Annotated in this window: 23 protein-coding genes and 2 pseudogenes; 18 read left to right on the plus strand and 7 right to left on the minus strand. The window is 34.5% G+C overall.

The window, feature by feature from the left end; genetic code table 11:
* Positions 1-163: 163 nt before the first annotated feature.
* The 3 genes from A9C19_RS08085 to metA all read right to left on the minus strand — a co-directional run bounded on the left by A9C19_RS08085 (position 164) and on the right by metA (position 3494).
* The gene (locus A9C19_RS08085; RefSeq protein ID WP_072579470.1) at positions 164-1159 is read right to left on the minus strand and encodes a metal-dependent hydrolase; all 996 of its coding nucleotides are present in this window, start codon (positions 1157-1159) and stop codon (positions 164-166) included.
* 48 nt (positions 1160-1207) lie between these two features.
* On the minus strand, positions 1208-2365 hold the full coding sequence (locus tag A9C19_RS08090; RefSeq protein WP_072579471.1) for a diglucosyl diacylglycerol synthase: 1158 nt from the start codon (positions 2363-2365) through the stop codon (positions 1208-1210).
* Positions 2366-2585: 220 nt separating this feature from the next.
* Complete coding sequence (metA, locus tag A9C19_RS08095; RefSeq protein WP_072579472.1) at positions 2586-3494, minus strand: homoserine O-acetyltransferase MetA; 909 nt, start codon at positions 3492-3494, stop codon at positions 2586-2588.
* A 467-nt stretch (positions 3495-3961) separates the two neighbouring features.
* Between metA and A9C19_RS08100 the strand changes: the two genes are divergently transcribed.
* The 3 genes from A9C19_RS08100 to A9C19_RS08110 all read left to right on the plus strand — a co-directional run bounded on the left by A9C19_RS08100 (position 3962) and on the right by A9C19_RS08110 (position 6730).
* Complete coding sequence (locus A9C19_RS08100; protein WP_072579473.1) at positions 3962-5653, plus strand: formate--tetrahydrofolate ligase; 1692 nt, start codon at positions 3962-3964, stop codon at positions 5651-5653.
* Between the two features lie 28 nt (positions 5654-5681).
* Positions 5682-6188, plus strand: a complete 507-nt coding sequence (locus tag A9C19_RS08105; protein WP_072579474.1) for a hypothetical protein — start codon at positions 5682-5684, stop codon at positions 6186-6188.
* Between the two features lie 62 nt (positions 6189-6250).
* On the plus strand, positions 6251-6730 hold the full coding sequence (locus tag A9C19_RS08110) for a glutathione peroxidase (RefSeq protein ID WP_072579475.1): 480 nt from the start codon (positions 6251-6253) through the stop codon (positions 6728-6730).
* 79 nt (positions 6731-6809) lie between these two features.
* Here the strand turns inward: A9C19_RS08110 and A9C19_RS08115 are convergent, their stop codons facing one another.
* Complete coding sequence (locus A9C19_RS08115; RefSeq protein ID WP_072579476.1) at positions 6810-7043, minus strand: hypothetical protein; 234 nt, start codon at positions 7041-7043, stop codon at positions 6810-6812.
* Between the two features lie 504 nt (positions 7044-7547).
* Here A9C19_RS08115 and A9C19_RS08120 point away from each other — a divergent pair.
* Positions 7548-8156 (plus strand): HD domain-containing protein, encoded by a 609-nt coding sequence (locus A9C19_RS08120; protein WP_072579477.1) that lies wholly within the window; start codon positions 7548-7550, stop codon positions 8154-8156.
* A 97-nt stretch (positions 8157-8253) separates the two neighbouring features.
* Here A9C19_RS08120 and A9C19_RS22705 read toward each other — a convergent pair.
* Positions 8254-8601: pseudogene (locus tag A9C19_RS22705) on the minus strand (C40 family peptidase); the annotation flags it as partial.
* Between the two features lie 114 nt (positions 8602-8715).
* Positions 8716-9234: pseudogene (locus A9C19_RS22710) on the minus strand (peptidoglycan-binding domain-containing protein); the annotation flags it as partial.
* Positions 9235-9418: 184 nt separating this feature from the next.
* Between A9C19_RS22710 and A9C19_RS08130 the strand changes: the two are divergent.
* From A9C19_RS08130 to A9C19_RS08175, 10 genes are all read left to right on the plus strand, one after another.
* Complete coding sequence (locus tag A9C19_RS08130) at positions 9419-10549, plus strand: conserved virulence factor C family protein (RefSeq protein WP_072579479.1); 1131 nt, start codon at positions 9419-9421, stop codon at positions 10547-10549.
* A 126-nt stretch (positions 10550-10675) separates the two neighbouring features.
* On the plus strand, positions 10676-12361 hold the full coding sequence (ilvD, locus tag A9C19_RS08135; protein ID WP_072579480.1) for a dihydroxy-acid dehydratase: 1686 nt from the start codon (positions 10676-10678) through the stop codon (positions 12359-12361).
* A gap of 207 nt (positions 12362-12568) precedes the next feature.
* Entirely contained in the window at positions 12569-13003 is a 435-nt protein-coding gene (locus A9C19_RS08140) for a BrxA/BrxB family bacilliredoxin (protein ID WP_072579481.1), read from the plus strand.
* A gap of 359 nt (positions 13004-13362) precedes the next feature.
* Entirely contained in the window at positions 13363-14136 is a 774-nt protein-coding gene (locus tag A9C19_RS08145) for a class I SAM-dependent methyltransferase (protein WP_072579482.1), read from the plus strand.
* Positions 14137-14171: 35 nt separating this feature from the next.
* Positions 14172-14303, plus strand: a complete 132-nt coding sequence (locus A9C19_RS08150) for a YuzL family protein (RefSeq protein ID WP_072579483.1) — start codon at positions 14172-14174, stop codon at positions 14301-14303.
* Positions 14304-14735: 432 nt separating this feature from the next.
* Entirely contained in the window at positions 14736-15350 is a 615-nt protein-coding gene (locus tag A9C19_RS08155; RefSeq protein WP_072579484.1) for a YpjP family protein, read from the plus strand.
* Between the two features lie 376 nt (positions 15351-15726).
* On the plus strand, positions 15727-16455 hold the full coding sequence (locus A9C19_RS08160; RefSeq protein ID WP_072579485.1) for an anthrax toxin lethal factor-related metalloendopeptidase: 729 nt from the start codon (positions 15727-15729) through the stop codon (positions 16453-16455).
* A gap of 145 nt (positions 16456-16600) precedes the next feature.
* The gene (locus A9C19_RS08165; protein ID WP_072579486.1) at positions 16601-17545 is read left to right on the plus strand and encodes a thymidylate synthase; all 945 of its coding nucleotides are present in this window, start codon (positions 16601-16603) and stop codon (positions 17543-17545) included.
* A 91-nt stretch (positions 17546-17636) separates the two neighbouring features.
* Positions 17637-18122, plus strand: a complete 486-nt coding sequence (locus A9C19_RS08170; protein WP_083584320.1) for a dihydrofolate reductase — start codon at positions 17637-17639, stop codon at positions 18120-18122.
* A gap of 102 nt (positions 18123-18224) precedes the next feature.
* On the plus strand, positions 18225-18902 hold the full coding sequence (locus A9C19_RS08175; protein ID WP_158515064.1) for a lysophospholipid acyltransferase family protein: 678 nt from the start codon (positions 18225-18227) through the stop codon (positions 18900-18902).
* A 230-nt stretch (positions 18903-19132) separates the two neighbouring features.
* Here the strand turns inward: A9C19_RS08175 and trhA are convergent, their stop codons facing one another.
* Positions 19133-19774 carry a PAQR family membrane homeostasis protein TrhA gene (trhA, locus tag A9C19_RS08180; protein WP_072579489.1) on the minus strand — a complete coding sequence of 214 codons (642 nt, stop codon included), beginning with the start codon at positions 19772-19774 and terminating at the stop codon, positions 19133-19135.
* Between the two features lie 532 nt (positions 19775-20306).
* On the opposite strand from trhA, the gene ilvA reads away from it, so the two are divergent.
* The 4 genes from ilvA (at position 20307) to A9C19_RS08200 (ending at position 24485) form a co-directional block, all read left to right on the plus strand.
* A complete protein-coding gene (ilvA, locus tag A9C19_RS08185) occupies positions 20307-21575 on the plus strand; it encodes a threonine ammonia-lyase IlvA (protein ID WP_072579490.1) in 1269 nt (422 codons plus the stop codon).
* A 162-nt stretch (positions 21576-21737) separates the two neighbouring features.
* Positions 21738-21989: a DUF2535 family protein gene (locus tag A9C19_RS08190; protein ID WP_072579491.1), complete on the plus strand. Its 252-nt coding sequence runs from the start codon at positions 21738-21740 to the stop codon at positions 21987-21989.
* Between the two features lie 392 nt (positions 21990-22381).
* Positions 22382-23224 (plus strand): DegV family protein, encoded by an 843-nt coding sequence (locus tag A9C19_RS08195; protein WP_072579492.1) that lies wholly within the window; start codon positions 22382-22384, stop codon positions 23222-23224.
* Positions 23225-23525: 301 nt separating this feature from the next.
* Positions 23526-24485, plus strand: coding sequence for a nucleoside hydrolase (locus A9C19_RS08200; protein ID WP_233499253.1), 960 nt, complete (start codon positions 23526-23528; stop codon positions 24483-24485).
* Positions 24486-24542: the final 57 nt, after the last annotated feature.

A 24542-nucleotide genomic window follows, 5' to 3' on the forward strand; every position in this document is an offset into this window, starting at 1 on the left:
GTAACAAGGCTAGCAAGTCGGTACCTGTTATTATCTAAAAGAATCATCAAAAGACCGGTGAAAACGATCGTATTATTGTCACCGGCCTTTTCTTATTTGAAAGATTAGAATGAATCATGATTTTGTAGGCAGTATTAATTCCTAGCAGCACATTAGACCTTTTTTAGAGCTGAATAGCTCCTTTATTGGTAGAAATAAGATCTTTTTTCACTTTTTTTGACCTGTTCATCCACCCGGTAAAGGAGAATAGTATGTTTCGATCTTTATCAAGTTTTACTACAGCCATATAAGGGTAATTATTTTTATCTCTAAATCGTAAATCGATCCATCTTACTTCATAGCCATTAGGTTCAGGTACAAAGAGAGCATAGGTGTGCTTTGAATTTGCAAGAAAATGCTTAACATTCTTATCTTTTAAAGATGAAAGGATGTAAGGACAGAATGGATCATGCTTCTCAATGAAGTGAATCCAATGTAATTCTTTGTGAGTTAATGTACCTACATAGTATGTAGATTCAGTTTCTAGAACGACATCCCACTTATGGATCCAAACACGAGGAATTAAAGTATATATACCTTCCATTTTAGTTTGATCCATAATGTACTTCCTGTTGTTTCTGAAACGTTCATAACGTATGAAAATATAGATGAAAATAACAAAATAAATAATGGCAAAAGTTAAACCAGGATGAAACCCAAAAAACCAAAAACTGAAACCTATAAAATGAGCACCAATAATCATGGGGTCGAATAAAGGGATAAAGTTGAATGAAATCCATCTAGTTGTAAATGGTCTACCAGCTTGTGTTCCATAAGCATTCATCATATCAAAACAAACATGAAGGATAACGGCTATAAGTGTCCAATAAAATAGAGGGAAATACTGGACGCTTGGCTGGAGGATGAATACAACTCCGGAAACAAAAATCGACCATAGGATTAGAGCAGGCACTGAATGGGAGAGTCCACGATGATGCTCTGTATACATTCCGTTTCCCTTAACAAGCTTAATAATATAATCAAAATCAGGTGCATTAGAACCTAAAACGGTTCCGAGCAATACAGCATTTGCGAGATCTGGATTAGAGGAAACAGTTGGATCTAAGTAAGCTAAACCTGCCAAACCAAAGCCCATTGTGATATGAGTACTTGTGTCCATTTTTAGCCTCCAGGTTTTTAGATAAACCAAATCACCCAAGGATTAAACTCAATAATTTACAGAACCAATCATCATTTTTTTATTTCTAATATATTCACACTCTCTTACCATATCTTCTAGTATTAAATCTGCTGAATATGAAACATGAATTTTTTTTATGTTGGCTTTCATTTCTTGAAGTCTTGTTTCATCCGATAATAAAGTTGTCACCTCTTTCACTATATCTTCAATTTGGTTTATGACAACCGCTGCATTATTTTGTTCAAAATAATGAGCGTTCTCTTTTTCTTGTCCCGGAACAGGTTTATAAAGAACTACAGGTACACCTAGTGCAGTGGCTTCTGTTAATGTAATACCGCCTGGTTTGGTAATCATACATGCTGCAACCCTGTATAACTCGTCAATTCGCTCTACGTAGCTTAATACTTTTAATGCTTGTGGGTATGCCTCGGCTAGAGGTTGCAAACTTTCGAACAGTAAGGTGTTATTTCCGCATACTATCACGGTTTGAATCTGATCACTCTTTGAAATAAAGGACTGACACAGCTCTTTGACATTCTTTAAAACACCGTGAGCTCCTGCCATTATGAGAAGGATTTTCTTCGTTGGATCTAAATGATATTTATTGTGAATGTCAATTACATTCAGGTTCTCTTGGAATTGTGAACGAATAGGTATTCCAGTTACTTTTATCATGCTAGGATTGATACCTAATCGTAGTAACTTCTCCTTTACATGATTTGTTGCAACATAGTATTTATCTATGTTTTCATGTACCCAAATGCGGTGTAAACAAAAATCTGTTAATACATTAAACGTCGGAATAACAGTTCCAGTTTTTCTTCGATATTCAGGTACAACAATCATAGGGAAAGTATTAATAATCATGTCTGGTTGTTCGCTAGTTACAATTTGATGCAGCCTTTTATGACCCATTTTAAAATATAAGTTCATCATGCGTTTATTGTAAATTTTGTCTACTCCGTAATAAAAAAGTCTGTAAAACTGTTTACCAATGGAAAAACTTTTTAGGTATAAATATTGGGTTATTTCTGAAAAAATAGGAAATGATTCTGAGTAAAGATTACATACAATCACTTCTTTATAGCCCAATTCTTTACACTTTTTTTCTAATGTTTTGGCAACTTGGACATGACCATTGCCATACTTTGCGGTTAAAATTAACACCTTAGAGTTGCTTTTCAACATCTTCACCTCAATTTAATCAAGAAACGGTTCTAGTTTACTTTTTACACTTGTTCATCCAAATATATATGAATGGTTGAACTCAATTTTTCTTAAAGATTACCATATAAATGTTATTTTTCTATAAAGCATTTATTAAGTATTTCTTAAGATGTAAAATTCTTGTAAAATATTGAGAAGTTCATGAAAATTTGTGCCCTATAGGATTAAGAAACAAAGGTTAGTCCCATACATATGGAGTCTCTTGATAAACATAGTAGTTTAACCAATTTACGAATAGTAGATTTGCATGAGATTTCCAGCATTGAATAGGTTTTTTTGTTGGGTCATTATTTCTAAAGTAATTTGTAGGTATATCTATTTCTAATCCTCGAGCTATGTCCCTTTCATACTCATCCTTTAAGGAGTAGACATCGTATTCAGGATGTCCAGTTAGAAAAATCTGCTTTCCATCTTTTGACATAACTAAACAAACACCAGCTTCATCAGAAATTGAAAGGATTTCAAGGGATGGTACTTTCTCTATCTCCTGCTTACTAACATCTGTATGTCTCGAATGAGGAACATAGTATAGATCATCAAATCCTCTCAATAATTTTACTGTAGGCTTTACAATTTCATGTTCAAAAATGCCAAAGCATTTTTTTTCCAATTGATATTTATTTACGCCATAATGGTGGAAAAGTCCTGCTTGTGCTCCCCAACAAATATGTAAAGTTGAGGTAACATGAGCTTGAGACCAATTCATAATGGTCTCAAGCTCAGACCAATAGGAAACCTCATGAAATTCTAAATGCTCAATGGGTGCACCTGTAATAATCATTCCATCAAACTTTTTATGTTGAATATATTTAAATGTGGTGTAGAATGCTTCTAAATGTTCCTTACTGGTCGTTTTTGAAAGATGCGTTTCAGGTCTTAAGAATGTTATGTTCAATTGAAGTGGAGAGTTTCCTAGTAATCTTAAAAGCTGCGTTTCTGTTTTTTCTTTTTCAGGCATAATGTTTAAGATCACAATATTAAGTGGGCGAATATCCTGTGTATAGGCACGGCTTTCATCCATTACAAAGATATTCTCTTGCTCAAGTATTTCTTTAGCTGGTAAATCGCTAGGGATATTTATTGGCATTACTTGCACCTCCTGATTATTTTAAAACGCTAGTTTTTTAACATAATGGTAACTGACTGAACTTTCTGAAAAAAACCACCTATCTTCGAATTGGGAAGTGAGGAGGTGTGGTAAATGGTTCTCAGTAGGCTCACGGACCAGATATTCTTAAGTAACTAATAACCTATTATAGAAAGTTTGGAAAAATAATTCAATTCCTATTATTTGAGTATTTAAAACCTTTAAATCTAAAAAATAGAAATAGATGTCTCTTTTTTATTCGGAATTTACAGTTATTCCTTTTTGGATTCCGGCCAATAGCCACTCTTGGAGGGATCTCATGCTTAAAGCTTCAATTAAGGCAGTTCAAAAATTACCTATATGCTTTTAACACAGCTATATAAAATGGGATTTATGAATTACCAATGATAATTTTAACTATATGGTAAAATATTCTGAAGGAATATTCTAGTAAGGGAGTTTAAATAATGGAGAAGAAAAATGGCTATAAAACAGATATTCAAATCGCGCAAGAAACTCAGCTAATCCCAATTAAAGAATTAGTTGAGAACGATCTCGATGTGAAGCAAGATGAAGTAGATTTATATGGAAAATACAAAGCGAAGCTATCATTACATATATTAGACCGTTTAAATGAGAAGAAAGATGGACAAATCATTTTAGTTACATCTATTAACCCAACGGCTGCAGGTGAGGGGAAATCAACTGTAACGGTTGGTCTTGCTCAAGCTTTAAACAAATTAAATAAAAAAGCCATTGTCGCTATGAGGGAACCATCTTTAGGACCAACAATGGGCTTAAAGGGAGGCGCAACAGGAGGAGGTTACTCACAGGTATTACCAATGGAGGACATTAACTTACATTTCACAGGGGATATTCATGCAATTACCTCGGCTAATAATGCGCTAGCTTCATTTATTGATAATCATATACATCAAGGAAATGAGTGTAGGATTGACCCGAGGCGTATAACCTGGAGGAGGGTACTTGACTTAAATGATCGATCCTTACGAAATGTTACGATTGGACTTGGTGGACCTACTAATGGAGTACCGAGGGAAGAGCACTTTGATATTACAGTTGCATCTGAAATAATGGCTATATTATGCCTTGCAAGTAATTTACGTGATCTTCGAAAACGCTTATCACAAATTGTTGTAGGATTTACTTTTGGTAATGAACCGGTCACTGTTGCTCATCTAGGTTATGAAGGGGCCTTAACGCTGATACTAAAAGAAGCCTTAAAGCCTAATTTAGTTCAAACAATTGAACATACTCCTGCTATTATTCATGGAGGACCTTTTGCAAATATTGCGCATGGCTGCAACAGTTTAATTGCAACAAAAATGGCAGCGAAGTTAGGAGATTATGTGGTTACAGAGGCTGGTTTTGGTGCTGATTTAGGTGCGGAGAAATTTCTCAATATTAAATCTAGAATTGGGAAAATAACACCTTCAGCCGTAGTCATCGTAGCAACGGTACGTGCATTAAAAATGCATGGAGGGTTAAATAAAAAAGAATTAAAGAATGAAAATATTCAAGCGTTAAAAGAGGGCATTCCTAATTTACAGAAGCAAATCGAAACGATACAGTCTTTTGGTTTACCATATGTTGTGGCAATAAATAAATTTTTGATGGATACAGATTCAGAAATTTCAACTTTGTTGGATTGGTGTTATGAAGAAAAACACCCTGCCGTTTTATGTGAAGTTTGGGAGCATGGTGGTCAAGGTGGAGTGAGATTAGCTGAAAAAGTACTAGAAACAATTGATCAATCACAAAATCAATTCCATTATCTATACAAGGAAGAAGATACGATTAAACAAAAAATCTTTACTATATCAAGTGAGGTTTATGGCGCAACAAGTGTTCAATATACCTCAAAGGCCTTAAAACAAATTATTGAATATGAAAAATTTGGATGGGGAGAATTACCTGTATGTATAGCAAAAACTCAATATTCTTTAACTGATGAACCGACTATATTGGGTAAGCCTGAAAATTTTTCCATAACAATTCGTGAGCTCAAGATTTCCAAAGGTGCAGGGTTTATCGTTGCGCTCGCAGGTAATATTATGACAATGCCAGGTTTACCATCTAAACCAGCTGCACTTAACATGAATGTAACAGAAGAGGGATACGCTGTTGGTCTCTTTTAGACTAAATAGGCTTCAAAGGAGGTTTTAGATGTTCGACCCAACTGTGTTTGATAATTTAAAGGTAGTAATTGAAGGGTATATATATGATTTAGACCTCGAAAAAGAACTTTCTGTGACAAATCGAAGTGATATAGTAGATCTTGCTACAATGAGTCGAAGATATTCTCTAACATTTGTTAGTAGCCAATTTAGAAAGACTTATGTAACAATTGAGATTTCGATGGATCAAGAACAACTTGCAGGAGAATTACTACAAACTATCACTGAACCTGGTTGTCATGTAGTCGTAAGTTTTGTCGAAGAGGCAAGAAGCCAAGACTATGATGAACTATTCTATAGAAAATTAAAAAAATGTTGGGGTAATTCACATAATATTCATTTGATCTTAATGAAAGAAAAAACAAATACAACAACAAAGTATATTCATAATTTTAATGTAGATTTTATCAATTCATTCGGTGAGAATAATCTTGAAAAGCTATTAAATATTGTCGATCAATCGATTAGCCTATTAAAACAGAAATCTGAAAGCTAACATACGTAAGATTGTATTTCATAAGAACAATGTGTCATGATAGAAAAAAGGAGGTTTTATTTTTGGACTTATATAATTTCGAGGTTGAAACGATAAGAGGAGAAAAAAAGACATTAGGGGAATTTAAGGACCACGTCTTATTAATTGTAAATACAGCAAGTAAATGTGGTTTTACACCTCAGTATAAAGAGCTCCAAGCATTATACGACGAATTTAAGGATCAAAAATTTGTTGTACTAGGTTTTCCTAGTAATCAATTTATGGGGCAGGAGCCTGGAGATAACCAGGACATAGAAAGCTTCTGTGAGATCAATTATGGAGTAAGCTTTCCAATGTTTGCTAAAATTGATGTCAAGGGAGAACATGCACATCCATTATTTACATTTTTAACTCAAGAGGCACCCGGTCTACTAGGGAGTAAAGCGATTAAATGGAATTTCACAAAATTTTTAGTAGGTCCAACTGGTGAAGTAATAGGGAGATATTCACCAAATACTAATCCAATGGAAATTAAACCAGATATTCAAAAATTATTTACATAATGAGTAATCATGTATGAATAGCCATGCTTCTCTGCTTATTTGAGAAGTATGGCTTGTTTTTAGTATGTGAAAGGTTGCACTAAAGTACCAATAAATATTGAACTCTTTGGATTGTAAGAGGAGTGATGCGATGAATTTTGTAACCGATGCTTACATAACGAGCAAGAGTTTCAGCACAGTTCGTACTTGGAAGTTCAAATGGTGCATGGTTACTCTTTGAGATAACCGATAGTTGATCATTAAAACAAGTTATGATGATAACATGTTTTCCTGTCCATGCTTGACCAATCTGGTTTGAATTGATAAACCTCATGAAATCATTCTCCTTTATAAATGTTGATTTGTTAAGCTATGTTATAGTAATCGGTGTCATTATCATTCATCATTCGATATAAGACAATATGCCTGTTCGACATAGATTGTAGAGAAGGAGAGGGATGACTTATCTACAATCATCGATCTGTCTTTTCTAGAATAGCTACTACACAAGTCAGCATACGTAAAGAGAATTCCACATTTTTTTCGAACAATGAGACCAAATTCCTTATAGAATATGTTAAATGTCTATGAAAAGTGTTATATCTAATGGCTCTTTTCTTAAACTTTGTTGCTATTTAGTATTCATTTCAAAGAATATAGTCATCATTCATACCTAAAATAAAGGGTAGTAAGAAAGAAAAGGACTGCACTCTCTTTACTAACCAAAGAACCTTGTACCAGGTGGGATTTCGGCACTTCGGAATTTACATGAATACAACAATCTATGTGAAAACAGCCTTTCGAAAGGATAGGATTTCATAAAAGGAGCGTGTTAAAAATGGATAAAAAAAGAATTATATATGAAACGGAAAAGTTGGTATTTAGCAAGTTGGAAGAAGAAGGGAGTGGTCATGATTGGTGGCATATCGAGAGGGTAAGAAAATTATCGTTAGTTATTGCTAAAGAGGAAGGGGCAGACATTTTTGTTGTTGAACTAGCTGCATTACTTCATGACTTAATTGACGATAAATTACCTGATCAAATGAGATTAACAAGTGCTGAGGTAAAGGAATTTTTAAGAAGATATTCTGTAGATTCATCAATAATAGAGAAGGTTGATATCATTATTCAAACAATTAGTTTCAGAAAAAAAATACCTAGTGATCAACTCTCTTTAGAAGCAAAAGTAGTACAAGATGCTGATCGATTAGATGCAATAGGTGCAATTGGAATTGCTAGAACTTTTGCATTTGCGGGATCAAGAGGAAATGTTATCTATGATCCTATCTCTGTAAAACGGACTGATGCTATCTCGCATTTTTATGAAAAACTCCTCTTATTAAAAGATAAAATGAATACTAGATCGGGTAAAAAATTAGCAAAGGAAAGGCATGAGTTTCTTGAAAGCTTCTTAACCCAGTTTTATGCTGAGTGGCCAAGTGAATAATGGTCTAGGAGGTAATAAAAATAAACTTAGCTTATCGTCTAAGAGTTATCTTTTATACGATAGCCAAGTTTATCTTTAAGAAAGATCTATGTCTTAATTATGATGAAGTTGGAACCTTTTTAGCTCCTATATATCTAGAATTCCAATAAGTATTTGACATATCGCTAATTGATACCCCATTTGAAGAACTTGTATGAATAAATTGACCGTTTCCTAAGTAAATGCCAACGTGTGAAGGACCCGGCTTATACGTCTCAAAGAAGACTAGATCCCCAACACCTGCTTTCTGAATGTCAGTGGAGTAATTCCATATTTCATTGACTGTACGAGGTAAAAGGATATCTGCTTGTTCAAAGACATATTTTATGAATCCACTACAGTCAAACCCGGTAGGTGTGGTGCCTCCCCAAACATAATTAACTCCTAGTAAATTTTTGGCGATTGAAGGTATTGAACTGGAAACTACGGAATGCTCGGAAGTCTTTACTTTAATATTCTTTAAGGTTTTTCCCTTTTTGTTTCGATTTGTCTCTAAGTGAATTTGAGTGTGAATATTAATTGTGCCTGTTATTTCTAAATTATTTTTTTGTTGGTATTCTTCTACTGCTTGAAGAGTTAGTGGTCCATAGATTCCATCTACGGCACCTAGATAATAGTTTAGCTTTTTTAATTTTTGTTGAAAGGATTTTAGCTCCTCTGATGCATCACCATATTCTAACTCTTTTGTTATAGGTTTTGTGTTTGCTAATCGTGTTAGTGTTTCATCTCCAACTATTCCATCTACCTTTAAATGATGAAGTCGTTGGAATTGCTCAACTGCTTTTTCTGTTTGCTTTCCAAAAACACCGTCAATTGTTGCTGAATAAAGAGTAAGTGAGGAAAGTTTCATTTGCACTTCCTCAACTTTTTGACCAATATGTCCGTACCGTAATGCATGAGTACTCTCTGTCATTGTATAATTATTGCTTTCTTGATTTGTAGGGGCTCCTGCCTTAACGAGAGAAGGACCGCCTAACATTATTCCCGCAGCTACGGATGATATAACTAAAGCTTCTTTAGCTGAGCTTGCGATTGCCATGGATGTTCTCTCCTTACATAAATGAAATATAAAACAATGTCCCTAAAACATACTATAAAAATAAAAAAATATGACAAAATCCTCCTTTATTAGGCTGGTGTAGACAAGTTGAAACCTACAAATAGCAAGTATTTAAACGACTATGTTACAATATCGTTACGATAAGATTTAAAGGAGTGTTAAGATGAAAATTAAAGCAATAGAGCCAACTCCAAGTCCTAATACAATGAAAGTATTGTTATCAGAGGAATTACCTAAGGGGAAAAGCAATAATTATAAAAAAGAAGAAATAAATGATGCACCTGATGTTATTCAAGATATTTTAAAAATTGATGGCATTAAAGGTGTGTATCATGTAGCGGATTTTCTAGCGGTTGAACGTAATGCGAAATTCGATTGGAAGGATCTATTAGCTGCGGTACGCAAAGCTTTTGGAGAGGAAGTATCAGATAACAATAAGAATGAAAATGATTTAGGAGAAGCATTTGGAGAAGTTAAAGTATTTATACAGATGTTTAACCAAATACCTATGCAAGTTAAATTAACAGATGGTGAAAGAGAAGAGCGAATTGGGCTTCCGGAGAGATTCAAACACGCAGTGTTTACTGTTCAACAGGGGAAGGAAAATGTTGTTCTTGATCGACAATGGAAAGAACACAGCATTCGATATGGGGATTTTACTGAAATTGGAAAAGAAATAGTGGATGAAATAAATGCGGCATATTCGGATGAAAGATTGCACAAATTAGCAAACGCAACAACTGAAGAAAAAGAAAAAGCAAAAACACAACCTCGTAAGTCCTATAAAGTGACAATTGAGATGTTAAGTACGGATGATTGGACTGAAAGATTTGCTCATTTAGATCAAATGGATCCTTCTGAAGATGATTTAGACGTATTAGAAAAGGCATTAGATGATGAAAAAGCTTCAATTAGAAGACTTGCCACAGTTTACTTAGGTATGATTGAAAAACCAATAATACTGCCACTGTTGTATAAAGCATTGAAGGATAAATCTGTTACAGTTAGGAGAACGGCAGGGGATTGTTTGTCTGACATTGGAGATTCCTCTGCAATTCCAGAGATGATAGAGGCACTGAAGGATAAGAATAAGCTCGTACGATGGAGAGCCGCAATGTTTTTATATGAAGTTGGTGATGAAACGGCCTTGCCTGCATTAAAAGCTGCTCAGGAAGATCCAGAATTTGAAGTGAGCATGCAGGTGAAGATGGCAATTGAGCGTATAGAAGGTGGAGACGAAGCAAAAGGATCTGTCTGGAAGCAAATGACAGAAAGTAGAAGAAGTAACGCATAATTATAGAAAGCAGTCAATCAATATTGGCTGCTTTTTATTTTTTTTTGCAAATTGTTTGAATATTGTTGCAAAACTAACAAATTCGAACTATAGTATTTAACAATAATAAATTTTGGAGGTTTAAACATGACCAAGGATTTAAGAAATGAAAGTAAGGTATTTGATGGTGCGTTAAGATCACCTAACAGAGCGATGTTAAGAGCAGTAGGTTTTAATGATGATGATTTTAAGAAACCATTAATCGGGGTAGCAAGTACATGGAGCGAGGTTACACCTTGTAATATACATATTGATAAGCTAGCACTACAGTCTAAAAGTGGAGCGAATGAAGCTGGTGGAAAGGGTATGATTTTTAATACCATTACAGTATCCGATGGGATTTCAATGGGCACAACTGGTATGCGTTATTCATTACCTAGTCGTGATGTGATTGCTGATTCAATTGAAACAGTTGTTGGTGGAGAGAGCTTAGATGCAGTCGTAGCAATAGGCGGTTGTGATAAGAATATGCCAGGTTGTTTAATTGCATTGTCTAGAATGAATTTACCTTCTGTCTTCGTTTACGGCGGTTCAATTAAACCAGGGAATCTTAACGGTAAGGATATTGACATCGTTTCAGTGTTTGAGGGAGTAGGTCAATTTAATGCTGGAAAAATTGATCAAGAAGAGCTTAATAAAATCGAGTGTCATGCATGTCCTGGCGCAGGTTCATGTGGTGGAATGTATACAGCTAATACGATGGCATCAGCAATTGAGGCAATGGGAATGAGTTTACCATACAGTTCTTCAAATCCCGCAGAATCAGATGAGAAATTCCAAGACTGCTATGCAGCTGGTGAGGCAGTGTATAATCTTGTCGAAAGAGGGATTAAACCAAGAGATATTATGACAAAAAAAGCTTTTGAAAATGCGATTACAGTTGTATATGCTCTTGGAGGCTCAACTAATGCGGTTCTTCATCTTTTAGCAATCGCGCATGCAGCAGATGTTGACTTAACAATTGATGATTTTGATCGTATTCAAAGAAAAGTACCTCACTTAGCTGACTTGAAGCCAAGTGGAAAATATGTAATGAATGACCTACATCAAGTAGGTGGTGTCCCTGCTGTAATGAAATACTTACTTCAAGAGGGCTTATTACATGGTGATTGCTTAACAGTTACTGGTAAGACTATTCAAGAGAATCTTTTAGAGTGTAACAATTTAAAAGAAGGGCAAAAAGTGATCTATCCTATTACAGAGCCTAAGCGAAAAGATGGTCCGCTAGTGATTCTACGAGGGAATTTAGCCCCTGAAGGCGCTGTCGTTAAGGTTTCTGGATTAAAGGTATCTAAGTTAACAGGACCTGCTAAAGTGTTCAATACTGAGGAAGAAGCTTCTGATGCAGTTATATCTGGAGAAATTAAAGCGGGAGATGTATTAATTATCCGTTATGAAGGACCTAAAGGTGGGCCGGGCATGCCTGAGATGCTTTCCATTTCAGGTATCTTAGTTGGAAAAGGTCTTGGAGAAAGCGTTGCACTTCTTACTGATGGAAGATTCTCAGGGGGATCTCATGGTTTGGTTGTAGGACATATCTCACCAGAAGCTCAAGTGGGTGGACCTATTGCATTCGTTGAAGATGGAGATCTTGTAACAGTGGATAGCGAAAAAAGAGAACTATCTGTTGAAATAACAGAAGAGGAGTTTTTAGAGCGTAAAAAGAACTGGAAAGCTCCGCAATTAGTTTCTAGAGGTGCATTAGCAAAATATGCTCGTAATGTGTCCAGTGCTTCTAAAGGTGCTGTAACAGATTTATTTGAAGATAATTAAATTTCATAACAATAGAGGCTGGGACAAAACAAAGAGCCAGGCACCCTCCAATACAATCTATTGTGTGCACTAGATAAATCAGTGCGTACATATAGTCGTTACGATAAGGTGCCAGGCACTCCTGTCCCAGCCTCTTTCAATTTGTTGCAAAGCCTTATTTGCTATAGTATTCTTTAACTACATGTAAAACACAGGAGGGATTTTATTATGTCGATGGCATATGAAGAATATATGAAACAAATTGTAAAACCAATGAGGACAGAGCTAACAAATTCAGGATTTGAAGAACTAACAACTCCTGAGGAAGTAAAAGCTTTGATGGAACAAGCGAATGGTACTACGTTTGTCGTTGTTAATTCTGTCTGTGGATGTGCTGCGGGCTTAGCACGACCTGCTGCGACTCAAACAGCTTTAAATGCAAATAAAAAGCCAGAAAAGTTAGTAACAGTATTTGCGGGGCAAGATAAAGAAGCGACTAGTAAAATGCGTGAGTATTTTAAGGGCTATGAACCTTCATCACCTTCAATGGCGCTCTTAAAAGATGGGGAAGTCGTTCACTTTATCCCAAGAGATGATATTGAAGGTCATTCAATTGAAGAGATTATGAGTAATTTAGAAAATGCTTTTAATCAATATTGTTAAAAAGATGCTTCTTGCATCTTTTTTTAAGTTCTAATCTTAAAATTTGAGTTGTGTTAATATGCATAGTGAAGATATGTATTTCTGATTAGAATACAAAAGCTCCTTGTCACCTGCAGGCTCAAACGCCGCGAGTGCATGGAACTGTAATCAGTAACCGCGTTTAATAGAGCTAGCAAATTTTAAATATATATCATATATCGTCATATATGAACTATAGGAATGAGTGGATTAAATTATCTTTAAATTAGTGTTTATTGCGCCTACAAGAGAAGGAATGAAGTGAGGAGCTTTATTTAAGTAAAGAATTTTTATATAAGCCGATGAAAAATGTCTAAGCTAATGAGAAAGAAGTGTAAGTTGTGATTATAACCACATCAACAAGACCAGATGAAAACGCAATAGAGTCTGCAAAAAAAATTGCTATTTCTTTAGAGGGGATATTTCAATTCCGTAATAAGAGAGCAATTTCATTAATGAAAAAGGATTTTCAAGATGATATTTTAGTAGTAGGTAAGGCGAGAATTGAATTACATGCTAAAAATGCAAATTCCCCTTTCTTTTTTCACCCGAATTCTTCCATGTTCAGAATAAAAAGGTTAGAAAGAGGAGAAGAGGACCCATTTGTTAAAGCTTGCCAGTTAGAAAAAGGCGATTCCTTTTTAGATTGTACGCTAGGATTAGCATCAGATAGCATTGTTGCAAGTTATATGGTTGGTAAAACTGGAAATGTTACTGGTTTAGAGGGAAGTGAAAAATTGGCTTATCTAGTGGAGACAGGGTTAAGTAAATGGAAAACGGATTATATTCCAGTTGATGAAGCGATGCCAAGAATACAGGTGTATTCAAGGGATCATTTAGATTACTTAAAAGGCTGTGAAGATCGCTCAATTGATGTGATCTATTTTGATCCGATGTTTGAGGAAACAATTGAAGAATCTGTTGCACTGGTCCCTTTAAAAACCTTTGCAAACTACAGTGACTTAAAAACTGAAACCATTCTAGAAGCAAGGCGTGTTGCAAAGAAAAGAGTTGTCTTAAAGGACCATTATAAGAGTAACCGATTTGATCGATACGGATTTTCTGTTCATATACGCAAGTCTTCTAAATTTCATTATGGTGTTATAGAAATTTAATATTAACAAACCCTATCCTTATGGAGGTGAGTAATATGACAAAAAGAAAAAAAGATCCATCAAGACAAGGGTTGGGTTCTCCAAATGTGGAAGGCCAAGGAACAACAGTAAATGAAACAACTGGAAAGAGCCTTTCATCAACTAGAAAAAAGACAAAACAAATGTAAAAAAGGGCGATATAATGCCCTTCTTTAAAAGATAGGTATTCGCTTTGTACTTAGTTTAGAGTCTAGCTCCAGACACGCCCCTGGAGCTTTTTCTTAGGCTCAGATCTGTTAGTCCGTGATTTCTATGTAAATGAAATACGCTAGTGTAACAAAGCAGGCAATGAAAAATATAGTGTCATAACTCATACTATCCCTCCTAGACATAGCTTTTCTCATTTATTGTAAATGATTCCTTTGTATTTTAAAAGAAGTACTTCACGATAGAAGCAAACTATTACTCTAAAAGGCTCCTGCGAAAAATCCTTTTCGGATTACCTTCTCTCTACTTTCTTCAATAGTAAAATCCTTCATTCTGTAACAAGATTGTTATACAATACAATAGATAGATATGTTAAAATATTAATAACAAATGTACTGGAAGGAAGTCTGGCCATGAATAAATGGATGAAAAAATCTCTAGTCATTTTATTCTCTATAGCTACCCTTGGACTGGTTACACCGCCGGCTTCTTTAGCACTAGAGGATAAGCCTTCAGAGGATAATTTCTCTAAATCTAACTTTTCTGATAGCGTTATTGATAGCGCTTTAAAAAGTGTTGTCAAAACGGTTGGAAATGAACAAACAGAGCCTGTAAGATCAAAAGAAGACTTCCTATCTACACTAATTCATGAGGCAGAAGAAAAGTCTTTTATGAAGTTTGGGAATAAAATTGGATCTGTCATTGAAAATGAGTTTAAAGATGTCATTTTTCCTAAGATTGAAGAGGTTATCACACATTATCTAAATGAAGAAGAAGATGAACAATTTAAGAACCTTGAAATATCAATGCCATCAGCTGGAACTGGTGAAAAGATTTTCCACATTTACAACACGGATACTGGCGAAGATGTTTTACGTTTCCACGTGAGGAGAGAAAATAAACCTTTAGAAGGATATTGGTTTAATTTCCATTATCATACCTATCACGATTCATTTGTATCACATAAGGATTTAGGAAGTATATATTGGAATAAAAACACTCCACCAAATTGGATGAATGTTCATTAAGGTTCAACAATGGAAAATTCTAAAAAGCTAAATCAGCTTTTAGCTAGGACGACCGACCAACCATGGCAACTATACTTAGACTTACAATGACTATGTCAAGAATATACGTAAAAGGATTAAACACTTCACTATCTATATGTGTGTGCTTAATCCTTTTTCTATGGTGCAATTCTCCTAGTAAGATCCATATCTATCATGTATGCAAAAAAACAACTAACTTTAAATGGTAGCGAATAAAAGAGTAAGAAAGAAGGATAGGTAAATAGTTTAGGATAGTAGAATATGATACAATAGATAATATATAGGATGAAAGACATTAGTCTAACCACTCTTCGTTTCCACTTCGTATAGACCTTCCTTGAGAGGATGAACAGCTATGAATAAAGGTCTTTTTCTTCTGCTTATAGTAGTCATCACTACATCTTTTTACCATCTAGTAAAAGCTTTTCCAGAGGGGATTCTTGTGGCGGATTATCAATTTAAAGAGAATCACACCATTTTAACCAATCAATATATTAAAGAATTAGTGTTTTTACCTGAGGCTTCATTTCATGAAGATGAAGCCATTACTATGATTGAAAATATCGGGAAAATAAACGAAAATATTTTACAACTTGCCCTACAAGAGAGTATCCATGTTAAGCTTTTTACCGGACCATTGACAAACCAAAGAGGTCTTGGGAAATTAAAAAATAGTAAACCGAGAGGATATGAAAATAATCAAGCATTTTGGGAATCTGTACCCGGAATGAGTTCAAATCGGATGGTATATGCAAAGATTGGGCATAGTGAATTTGGTAAAGGACATGGTTCCGTTTCATTAGAGCTCCACGAGTTTGCTCATGCTATAGACCGCTATGTTTTTCATTATGTTCGATCGAACCCGGTTTTTATCAATATATGGAAACAGGAGGCGGATGCATTGTTTCCTTTCCAAGATTATTTTATACGGTTTCCAGAAGAATATTTTGCTGAAACATTTGCGATGTACTACTACGATTCATCAACTAAGCAGCTATTAGAGCAAAAAGCTCCTCTTACTTTTAAATTTATTTTGTCGCTAGAAAAGAATGCTGAGGAAACGGTAAAGGTTTTAAATAATTAATCTATGCTTGAGAAAATATGTTGAAAATATACCTGTTGTAAGATGAAAATGATAGAATAGGAATGGTATTTAGAAGTAAGAAAGAAAATTGTGAAACTCTTACTCATATAGCTAAAGTAAAAGAAAAAAGGGGAATCCGATATTAATGAAAAGCTACTTAGATTTAGTTAATGATATCTTAGAAAATGGTACTCAAAAAGGCGATCGTACGGGAACCGGTACTTTTTCAGTATTTGGGAGACAATTAAGATTTGATTTAAATGATGGGTTTCCATTACTTACAACGAAAAGAGTACCCTTTCGTTTGGTTGCAAGTGAGCTTTTGTGGTTTTTAAAGGGTGACACAAATATTCGCTTTTTATTAGAGCATAACAATAACATTTGGAATGAATGGCCGTTTAAGAAATGGATTGAAAGTGATGAGTACACAGGACCTGATATGACAAACTTTGGAATCCGTAGTCAACAAGACAAAGAGTTTAACGAATTATATCAAAATGAAATGACTTTATTTAAGAGTCGTATAATTACAGATGATGAATTTGCTGCTAAATACGGTGACTTAGGGCCAGTATATGGGTCCCAATGGAGAAATTGGACAACGAAAAATGGTGAGATTATTGATCAAATAGAACGTGTCGTTAATGAAATTAAACAAAATCCTAACTCAAGACGTTTATTGGTAAATGCGTGGAATGCAGGAGAGGTAGACAATATGAAATTACCCCCATGTCATTATGCTTTTCAATTCTATGTATCGGATGGTAAATTGTCATGCATGTGGCAACAAAGATCTGTTGATACCTTCCTAGGACTCCCTTTTAATATAGCAAGCTATGCTTTACTCACTCACATGATTGCTCAACAATGTAATTTGGAAGTGGGAGAGTTGATCTTTACTGGTGGCGATGTTCATATATACTCAAACCACTTAGAACAAGTGAAATTACAGCTTACACGCGAACCTAAAGAACTACCTATCTTAAAAATAAATACAGTTCCAAATTCGATCTTTGAATATAAAATGGAGCACTTTGAATTAGAAGGGTATGATCCAGAACCAGCAATCAAGGGTGAAGTTGCTGTGTAAATGAAGGTTTGTGGAGGAAATGCTCAAAACTCGGAGTGTTTTTCATTTGTTCACATTGAAGGTTTTGAATTTCTAGTAAGGAGTGAAAATGTTGATAGCACTAATCGTTGCGATGGACTTAAATCGAGTAATAGGAAAAGATAACCAGTTGCCTTGGCACCTACCCGCTGATTTAGCATATTTTAAAAAAGTAACTTTAGATCATAAAATTGTTATGGGGCGTAAAACGTTTGAATCTATTGGAAGACCTTTACCTGATAGAGAGAATATTATCTTAACTAGAGACCCTCTTTATAATAAAAAAGGTGTTCAAACTCTACATTCTATTGAAGAATTGCTTATACTAGCCAATGATGTTAACGAAACCATTTTTGTTATTGGTGGTGCAGAAATATTTAACGAAATGTTGGAGTATGCGACTACATTATATATAACTAAAATACACCATGAATATGAGGGTGACACATACTTTCCTGTCATTAATCCTCGTGAGTGGAAAGTATGTTCGTCAAAATTAAGATTAAAAGATGACAAGAATGCACATGATTTAGAATTCATCGTATATGATAAAATTTAAATTCTATGTACATAAGCATTTAGTTATGATCTGTAAACTAATTTGTAAGGTATGATGAAAATGTATAGAATGATAAAGACATGCATTTTGGGGTATGGATATATGATTTACATGCTTCCAAAGCTGATGAGGATTAGAAAGAAAAGAGAGTATGTTGACCAAACGGATTTTTATCAACATATTCATTTATTAACACAAAGATGGGCAAAATTTTTACTCAATCTAACGGGATCCACAGTAAAGGTCGAAGGAATTGAAAAGATTCCCTCAGGCCCCGTCTTACTTGCATCAAATCATCAAGGTAATTTTGATATTCCAGTAATTTTAGGATATTTACCAAAAGAAGCTGGATTTTTAGCAAAGCAGGAAATGAAAAAGGTTCCGTTTGCGTCTCTATGGATGGAAGCAATGGGGTGTGTATTCATAAATCGCACTGACAGAAGAGGAACAGTACAAGCTTTGAAGGAGAGTATAGAGCAATTAAAATCTGGTCATTCACTGATTGTTTTTCCTGAAGGTACTAGAAGTAAAGGTACGGAATTAGGTTTATTTAAATCAGGTGTAATACGGATGGCCAGTGATGCTAGTGTCCCAATAGTACCAATATCTATAAATGGTACGTATCAAATTATGGAAGAGAATAAAGGGAAAAAATTTTGTTCTGCAACCATAAAGGTGACTGTACATGATCCTGTTTATATTGACTCGACTAATCCACAATTAAAAACTGAAGTTGAAGCAATTAGGGCAACAATAGAAAAAGGATTAAAAGTACTTTAATTATATAGCTTGTTGCTTCTCGCAAATTTTATGTATGTGAATTTTTTGTCTCAATAAAGACTATGCTAAAAAATGATAGAGATTTATGAAAAAAGCCACGAAAAAAAGTGCCTTGAACTTAATCATGGCACTTTTTTCGTGTTCCAAGCAGAATTCATATGTCTTTTTTAATATACATAAAACTTTAAAAAAGACTACATTCTAAGTCCTACATATTACTAAATTGTTAGTTAAGGTAGCAGATAGAATAATACACAGAAAAAGTGAAGAACAGTACCACCTAGGACGAATAAATGCCAAATAGCATGATGGTATTTGAAGCCTCTCCAGACGTAAAAGACAGCCCCAATTGTATAAAGCAATCCTCCAGATACTAATAGTATGACGCCGTTAGTAGGTACATTTACAATAATTTGGTTCCAGGCAAAAACAATTAGCCATCCCATAACCACATACATTACCGTTGAAAAAAAGAGGTATTTTTTTACAAAAAAGGATTTAAATACTGTTCCGCCAATTGCTAGTCCCCATACAATCCCAAATAAAGTCCAGCCTATCCATCCTTTTACGGCAATAAACATAAATGGAGTATAGGTCCCAGCAATAAAAAAGTAAATAGCTGAATGATCAAGAATCTCAAACACATTTTTAGCTTTACCAGCAGGAAAGCTGTGTACTAGCGTTGAAGCTGTATATAATAAAACCATTGTGACACCAAATAAGGTAAAGCTCACAACGTGCCAAGCAGTTCCATGTAATGAAGAAAACACAATCAAAACTACTAGACCCGCTATGCTTAATAAGCCACCTATACCATGTGTAACAGAATTGGCGATTTCCTCACCCTTAGAGAATGTATGTGTATTTGCCATTTATATCTCCTTTCATAACCCAAAAAGATCCAATCTGTATCATATCAAACATCTTAAAAATGTATGCTCATTATATCATTTATTTTTTAAGAAGTGTAGTTATAGAGTCTCTAGCAATGAAAAAAGCAAGTTAATGTTAGTCTAATTTTAATTCATTCTTCACGTGTATCCGGTTCCATTCTTATTAAACAACTGGTACCTTCAATTAAATTATCAAAACTAATTTTCCTGCTTTTATCATAGGTTGTGTTAATGTTGATTGTTTTTTTGCCCTTTGTTGATTTGAATAGAAATACATGAGTCTTATGTAGAAGAGGCTTCCAGAAGGTCTAAGGAAAGCGAATGTTTGTAACCAAAATTATCTATTATGTATATCAGAGCCTAATCATATAAAAGAAAGAGCTTTGGAGTAAAGTGTAGCTTATAAAACGCTTACAATTGAAGTTTGTGTAAAATTTCGAAAAATTCCTTTATATTTTGAATATTCGTGATATAATTTCAAATTAACAAGCAATTGGAAAGGGTCGTGACAATGAAACAAACTATCGATGAATTACATGATGTTACCGTGGAGGATATCTTAAAAGCTCATCACTTACTTAAAGATGTTATTACACATACACCATTACAAAAAAATGAACAACTTTCAGAGAAATATGAGTGTAATGTATATTTAAAACGTGAAGATTTACAGGTTGTAAGATCCTTTAAAATTCGCGGTGCATTTAATAAAATTAAACAGCTAGAAACAGTTCAAACCAAGAACGGTATTGTTTGTGCTAGTGCTGGAAATCATGCTCAAGGTGTAGCATATTCATGTAAGCAATTGAAGATCCATGGGAAGATTTTCATGCCATCAACTACGCCAAGACAAAAAGTATCACAAGTTGAATTATTCGGGAAAGAATATGTTGAAATTATTTTAAGTGGGGATACATTTGACGATGCTTATCAGAAAGCGATGCAATGTAAAGAAGAGGAGCAACGAATTTTTATTCATCCATTTGACGATGTGGATGTTATTGCAGGCCAAGGAACGGTAGCAGTTGAAATTTTAAACGATATTGATGTTCAAGTTGATTATGTATTGGCAAGCGTAGGAGGTGGAGGCCTCATTTCAGGTGTAGGTACTTATTTTCATGCCATTTCTCCTTCTACAAAAATGATTGGAATTGAACCAGAAGGTGCTCCTGCTTTATATAATTCTAGGGCACAAGACGAAGTAATTACACTAGATAAAATTGATAAATTTGTGGATGGAGCGGCAGTGAAAAAAGTAGGGGAGAAAACATTTGAAATCTGTAAAGATGTAGTTGAGGAAGTTTTACTCGTACCAGAAGGGAAAATCTGTACAACTATTCTAGATTTGTATAATGAAAATGCCATCGTTGCAGAGCCCGCTGGAGCCATGTCGATTGCTGCTTTAGATTTTATGAGAGACAAAATAAAAGGGAAAAATGTGGTTTGTATTGTAAGTGGGGGAAATAATGATATTGGCAGGATGCAAGAAATAAAAGAACGTTCTATGATTTACGAAGGGATTCAACATTATTTCATTGTGAATTTTCCTCAGAGAGCAGGAGCTTTACGTGAATTCTTAGATGAAGTTTTAGGTCCCAATGATGATATTAATCGATTTGAATACACGAAGAAAAATAATAAGGACAAAGGCCCAGCTTTAGTTGGTATTGAATTAAAGCAACGAGAAGACTACCATTCATTGCTTCAAAGAATGAAGAAAAAAGGATTTTACTATACTGAAGTTAACAAGGATAGTAATTTATTCCACCTTCTTATTTAAGTAGTCGGGATAAAGAAAGTGAACTATATTCATTTGCCTTTAGTGATATTTTTTAGTACAAAATGAAAGAAAAATTTTTCTCTAGGCGACATAAATAGACACAATCACCAATAAAAATGGGGTATAATATAGGAAACGGGTAGAAAAAGAGGATTGATAACTTTGTTATTCAAGAGCCTAGAGTTCAAGCTTATTAGTGGACAGAAGGTAAAGATTACTGACATACCAGTATTGGAGGAAGATAACAAATACCGTTTCATGCTTCAAATCCGTTTACAAAAACTATTATCAACGATTTCTTCACAGAGAAATCCCAAAAGCACTTACTCTTTTAAGGAATACTTAAAAAAGGTTCTGAAATGGCCAGATTATGAGGCTTTATATGGGAACTTTATTTTAAAGAACAACGCTTAATTTGTAAAAGAATCAGTACTTCTAGTTCTTTAATGTTGTAGACAAAAGGTCTTGGAATGGTTACATTCCAGGCCCTTTTGTCTTTTAGTACGCTATCTTTTTTAGATTTTAGGCAGCGAAACTAAGCATCGCCTGCATGGACAATTTCTTTAAAGCACTCGAAGGGTTGCGTAGCGCATGCCGTGCTTTTCTTTTTCGATTTTTTAGATTACATATCTTTATCAAATCATATAATAACTATAGACTTTTCTCTTTTGAAAAATGTTAAATGTGGGTAAGGATAGAATGATTCGAAATTTCTATGACGTTTAATTAATAATCATATTAATTTAGATTGAATCCTCGTGTTTAGAATGTATAATAGAAGTTAGTATTTTAAGGATGTGAAAAAATTGAACAACGTAAGAATTGTAACAGATTCAACAATAGATATTAGTAAAGATATTTTAGATCAATATGATATTACAGTGGTACCTCTTTCAATCACTATTGATAGTGAAACATATACTGATGGAATTGATTTAATGGCAGATGAATTTATAAAAAAAATGAAGAGTGCTAGTGAATTACCTAAAAGTTCTCAGCCACCTACTGGTAAATTTCTCGAAGTATATGAGGAGCTAGGAAGAGATGGAAGCTCCGTGATCTCCATACATATGACAAAAGGAATGAGTGGTACGGTTCAATCAGCTCAAGGGGCAGCCCAAATGACGGATGTCGATGTTACCGTAGTAGACTCCATGTTTATATCTAAAGCATTAAGCTATCAAGTCATTGAGGCTGCTCAAATGGCTCAAAAGGGTGCGTCTAAAAAGGAGATACTTGATCGTATTGAAAAAATCCGTCAACATACACATTTATATGTTGTAGTTGATACACTTGAAAATCTTGTTAAAGGTGGCCGCATTGGGAAAGGAAAAGCCATGATCGGGTCTCTCCTTAATATCAAACCAATCGCTAATTTAGAGGATGGTGTCTATACACCAGTTGGGAAAGTACGAAGTCAGTCGCAGGCCATTAAATTTTTAGCCAAACAATTCGCTGACGACATTAAAGGTAAAACGGTAAAGGCAGTTGGAATAGCACATGCTGATGCATTTGATTATGCAACAAAGTTAAAAAATGCTATTTTACAGATTAGCCCTAATTGTCAGGTTGATATTTCTTTTACTAGCCCGGTAATCTCAACACACACAGGACCCGGGGCACTTGGATTTATGTTTTTAGCTGAATAACGAATGTCATATAAAAGGCAGCACATGCTGCCTTTTTTTGCTGTGTTTTCATTTCTCTTATAATAAGGTTCTTTGATATTTTTGCAATTGGGTTGTAAGTAAATAACAACTCATGATACTTATTGAAAAAACAAGGGAATAGGAGCGTTATATCAGCTAGTTAATTTTTGTTATCGTTATTTGATATGAAGTGGGAAGACTTACGGTAGTAAATGCTTCTTTAAAGTTTCCCGCTTCATAATATTTCCTCATGTTGAAATAACTTTCTTTGAGCATCATATACATAGTACAAAAAAGGGCGGTGGGTGCAATTACAAAGAAAGTGTTGTTTATTGGTGATTATGGAGTTGATGACATCGTTTCGCTTTTATACGCTTATTATAGTGAAGAAATTGAAGTAGTGGGGATTGTTGTTGACTATGGAAATATTTCAAAACAAAATGCGTTAGTATCTGCTACGTATATCCAGCAATTATTAAATGTGAGAATTCCAATAATAGGTGGAGCCGTTCGCCCGTTAACAGGTGAAACTCCAATTTATTACCCCCAAATACACGGTGAGTATGGCTTGGGTCCTATAATACCTGAAGTAAATGGAGAAATAACTGAATTTGAAAACTTTCATGAAATCATTTCAATCATTGAAACATATAAGGATGAGTTAATTATTGTAAATGTAGGGAGATTAACATCGTTAGCTACAGCATTTGTCCTATATCCAAACACATTAGAGAGTGTGAAAGAGATATATATTATGGGAGGAGCATTTTTATACCCTGGTAACTCGTCTCCATTAGCTGAAGCAAACTTTTATAGTGATCATTACGCTGCTAATTTGGTACTAGATTGTGCAACGAATGTTAAAATCTTCCCATTAAACGTGACGAATTATGCTATCCTGCCGAATGAAATTATCAACCAATTAAACAGTTATTTCATGAAAATGAATGATAAAGCAGGTTTATTGTTAAAACCAATGATTACGTATTATTCAAATTGGTATAAACAAAGGGACCCAAATAGTGTTGGGGGGCCATTGCATGACTTGTTAACATTTTGGGCTGTAGCTAATAATGAGGCGTTTAAATTTATAAAAAAACCTGTTGATATAAGTACAACAGATGGAGAAACAAGAGGGGTCAGTATCGGAGATTTTAGACCTTATAAGGAATTAGCTGATTATCCTATTCATGATATTGCACTTGAGTTTGATTACCAGAAGTTTATTAATAATGTGTATAATACGTTTACTAATAAATAAGTTGGAAAACCTTCACATTGTTTAGCTTTCATATAGGTGATGGATTTGATAAAATTT

Origin of the sequence: Bacillus weihaiensis (assembly GCF_001889165.1) — a bacterium.
GTDB lineage: Bacteria > Bacillota > Bacilli > Bacillales > Bacillaceae > Metabacillus > Metabacillus weihaiensis.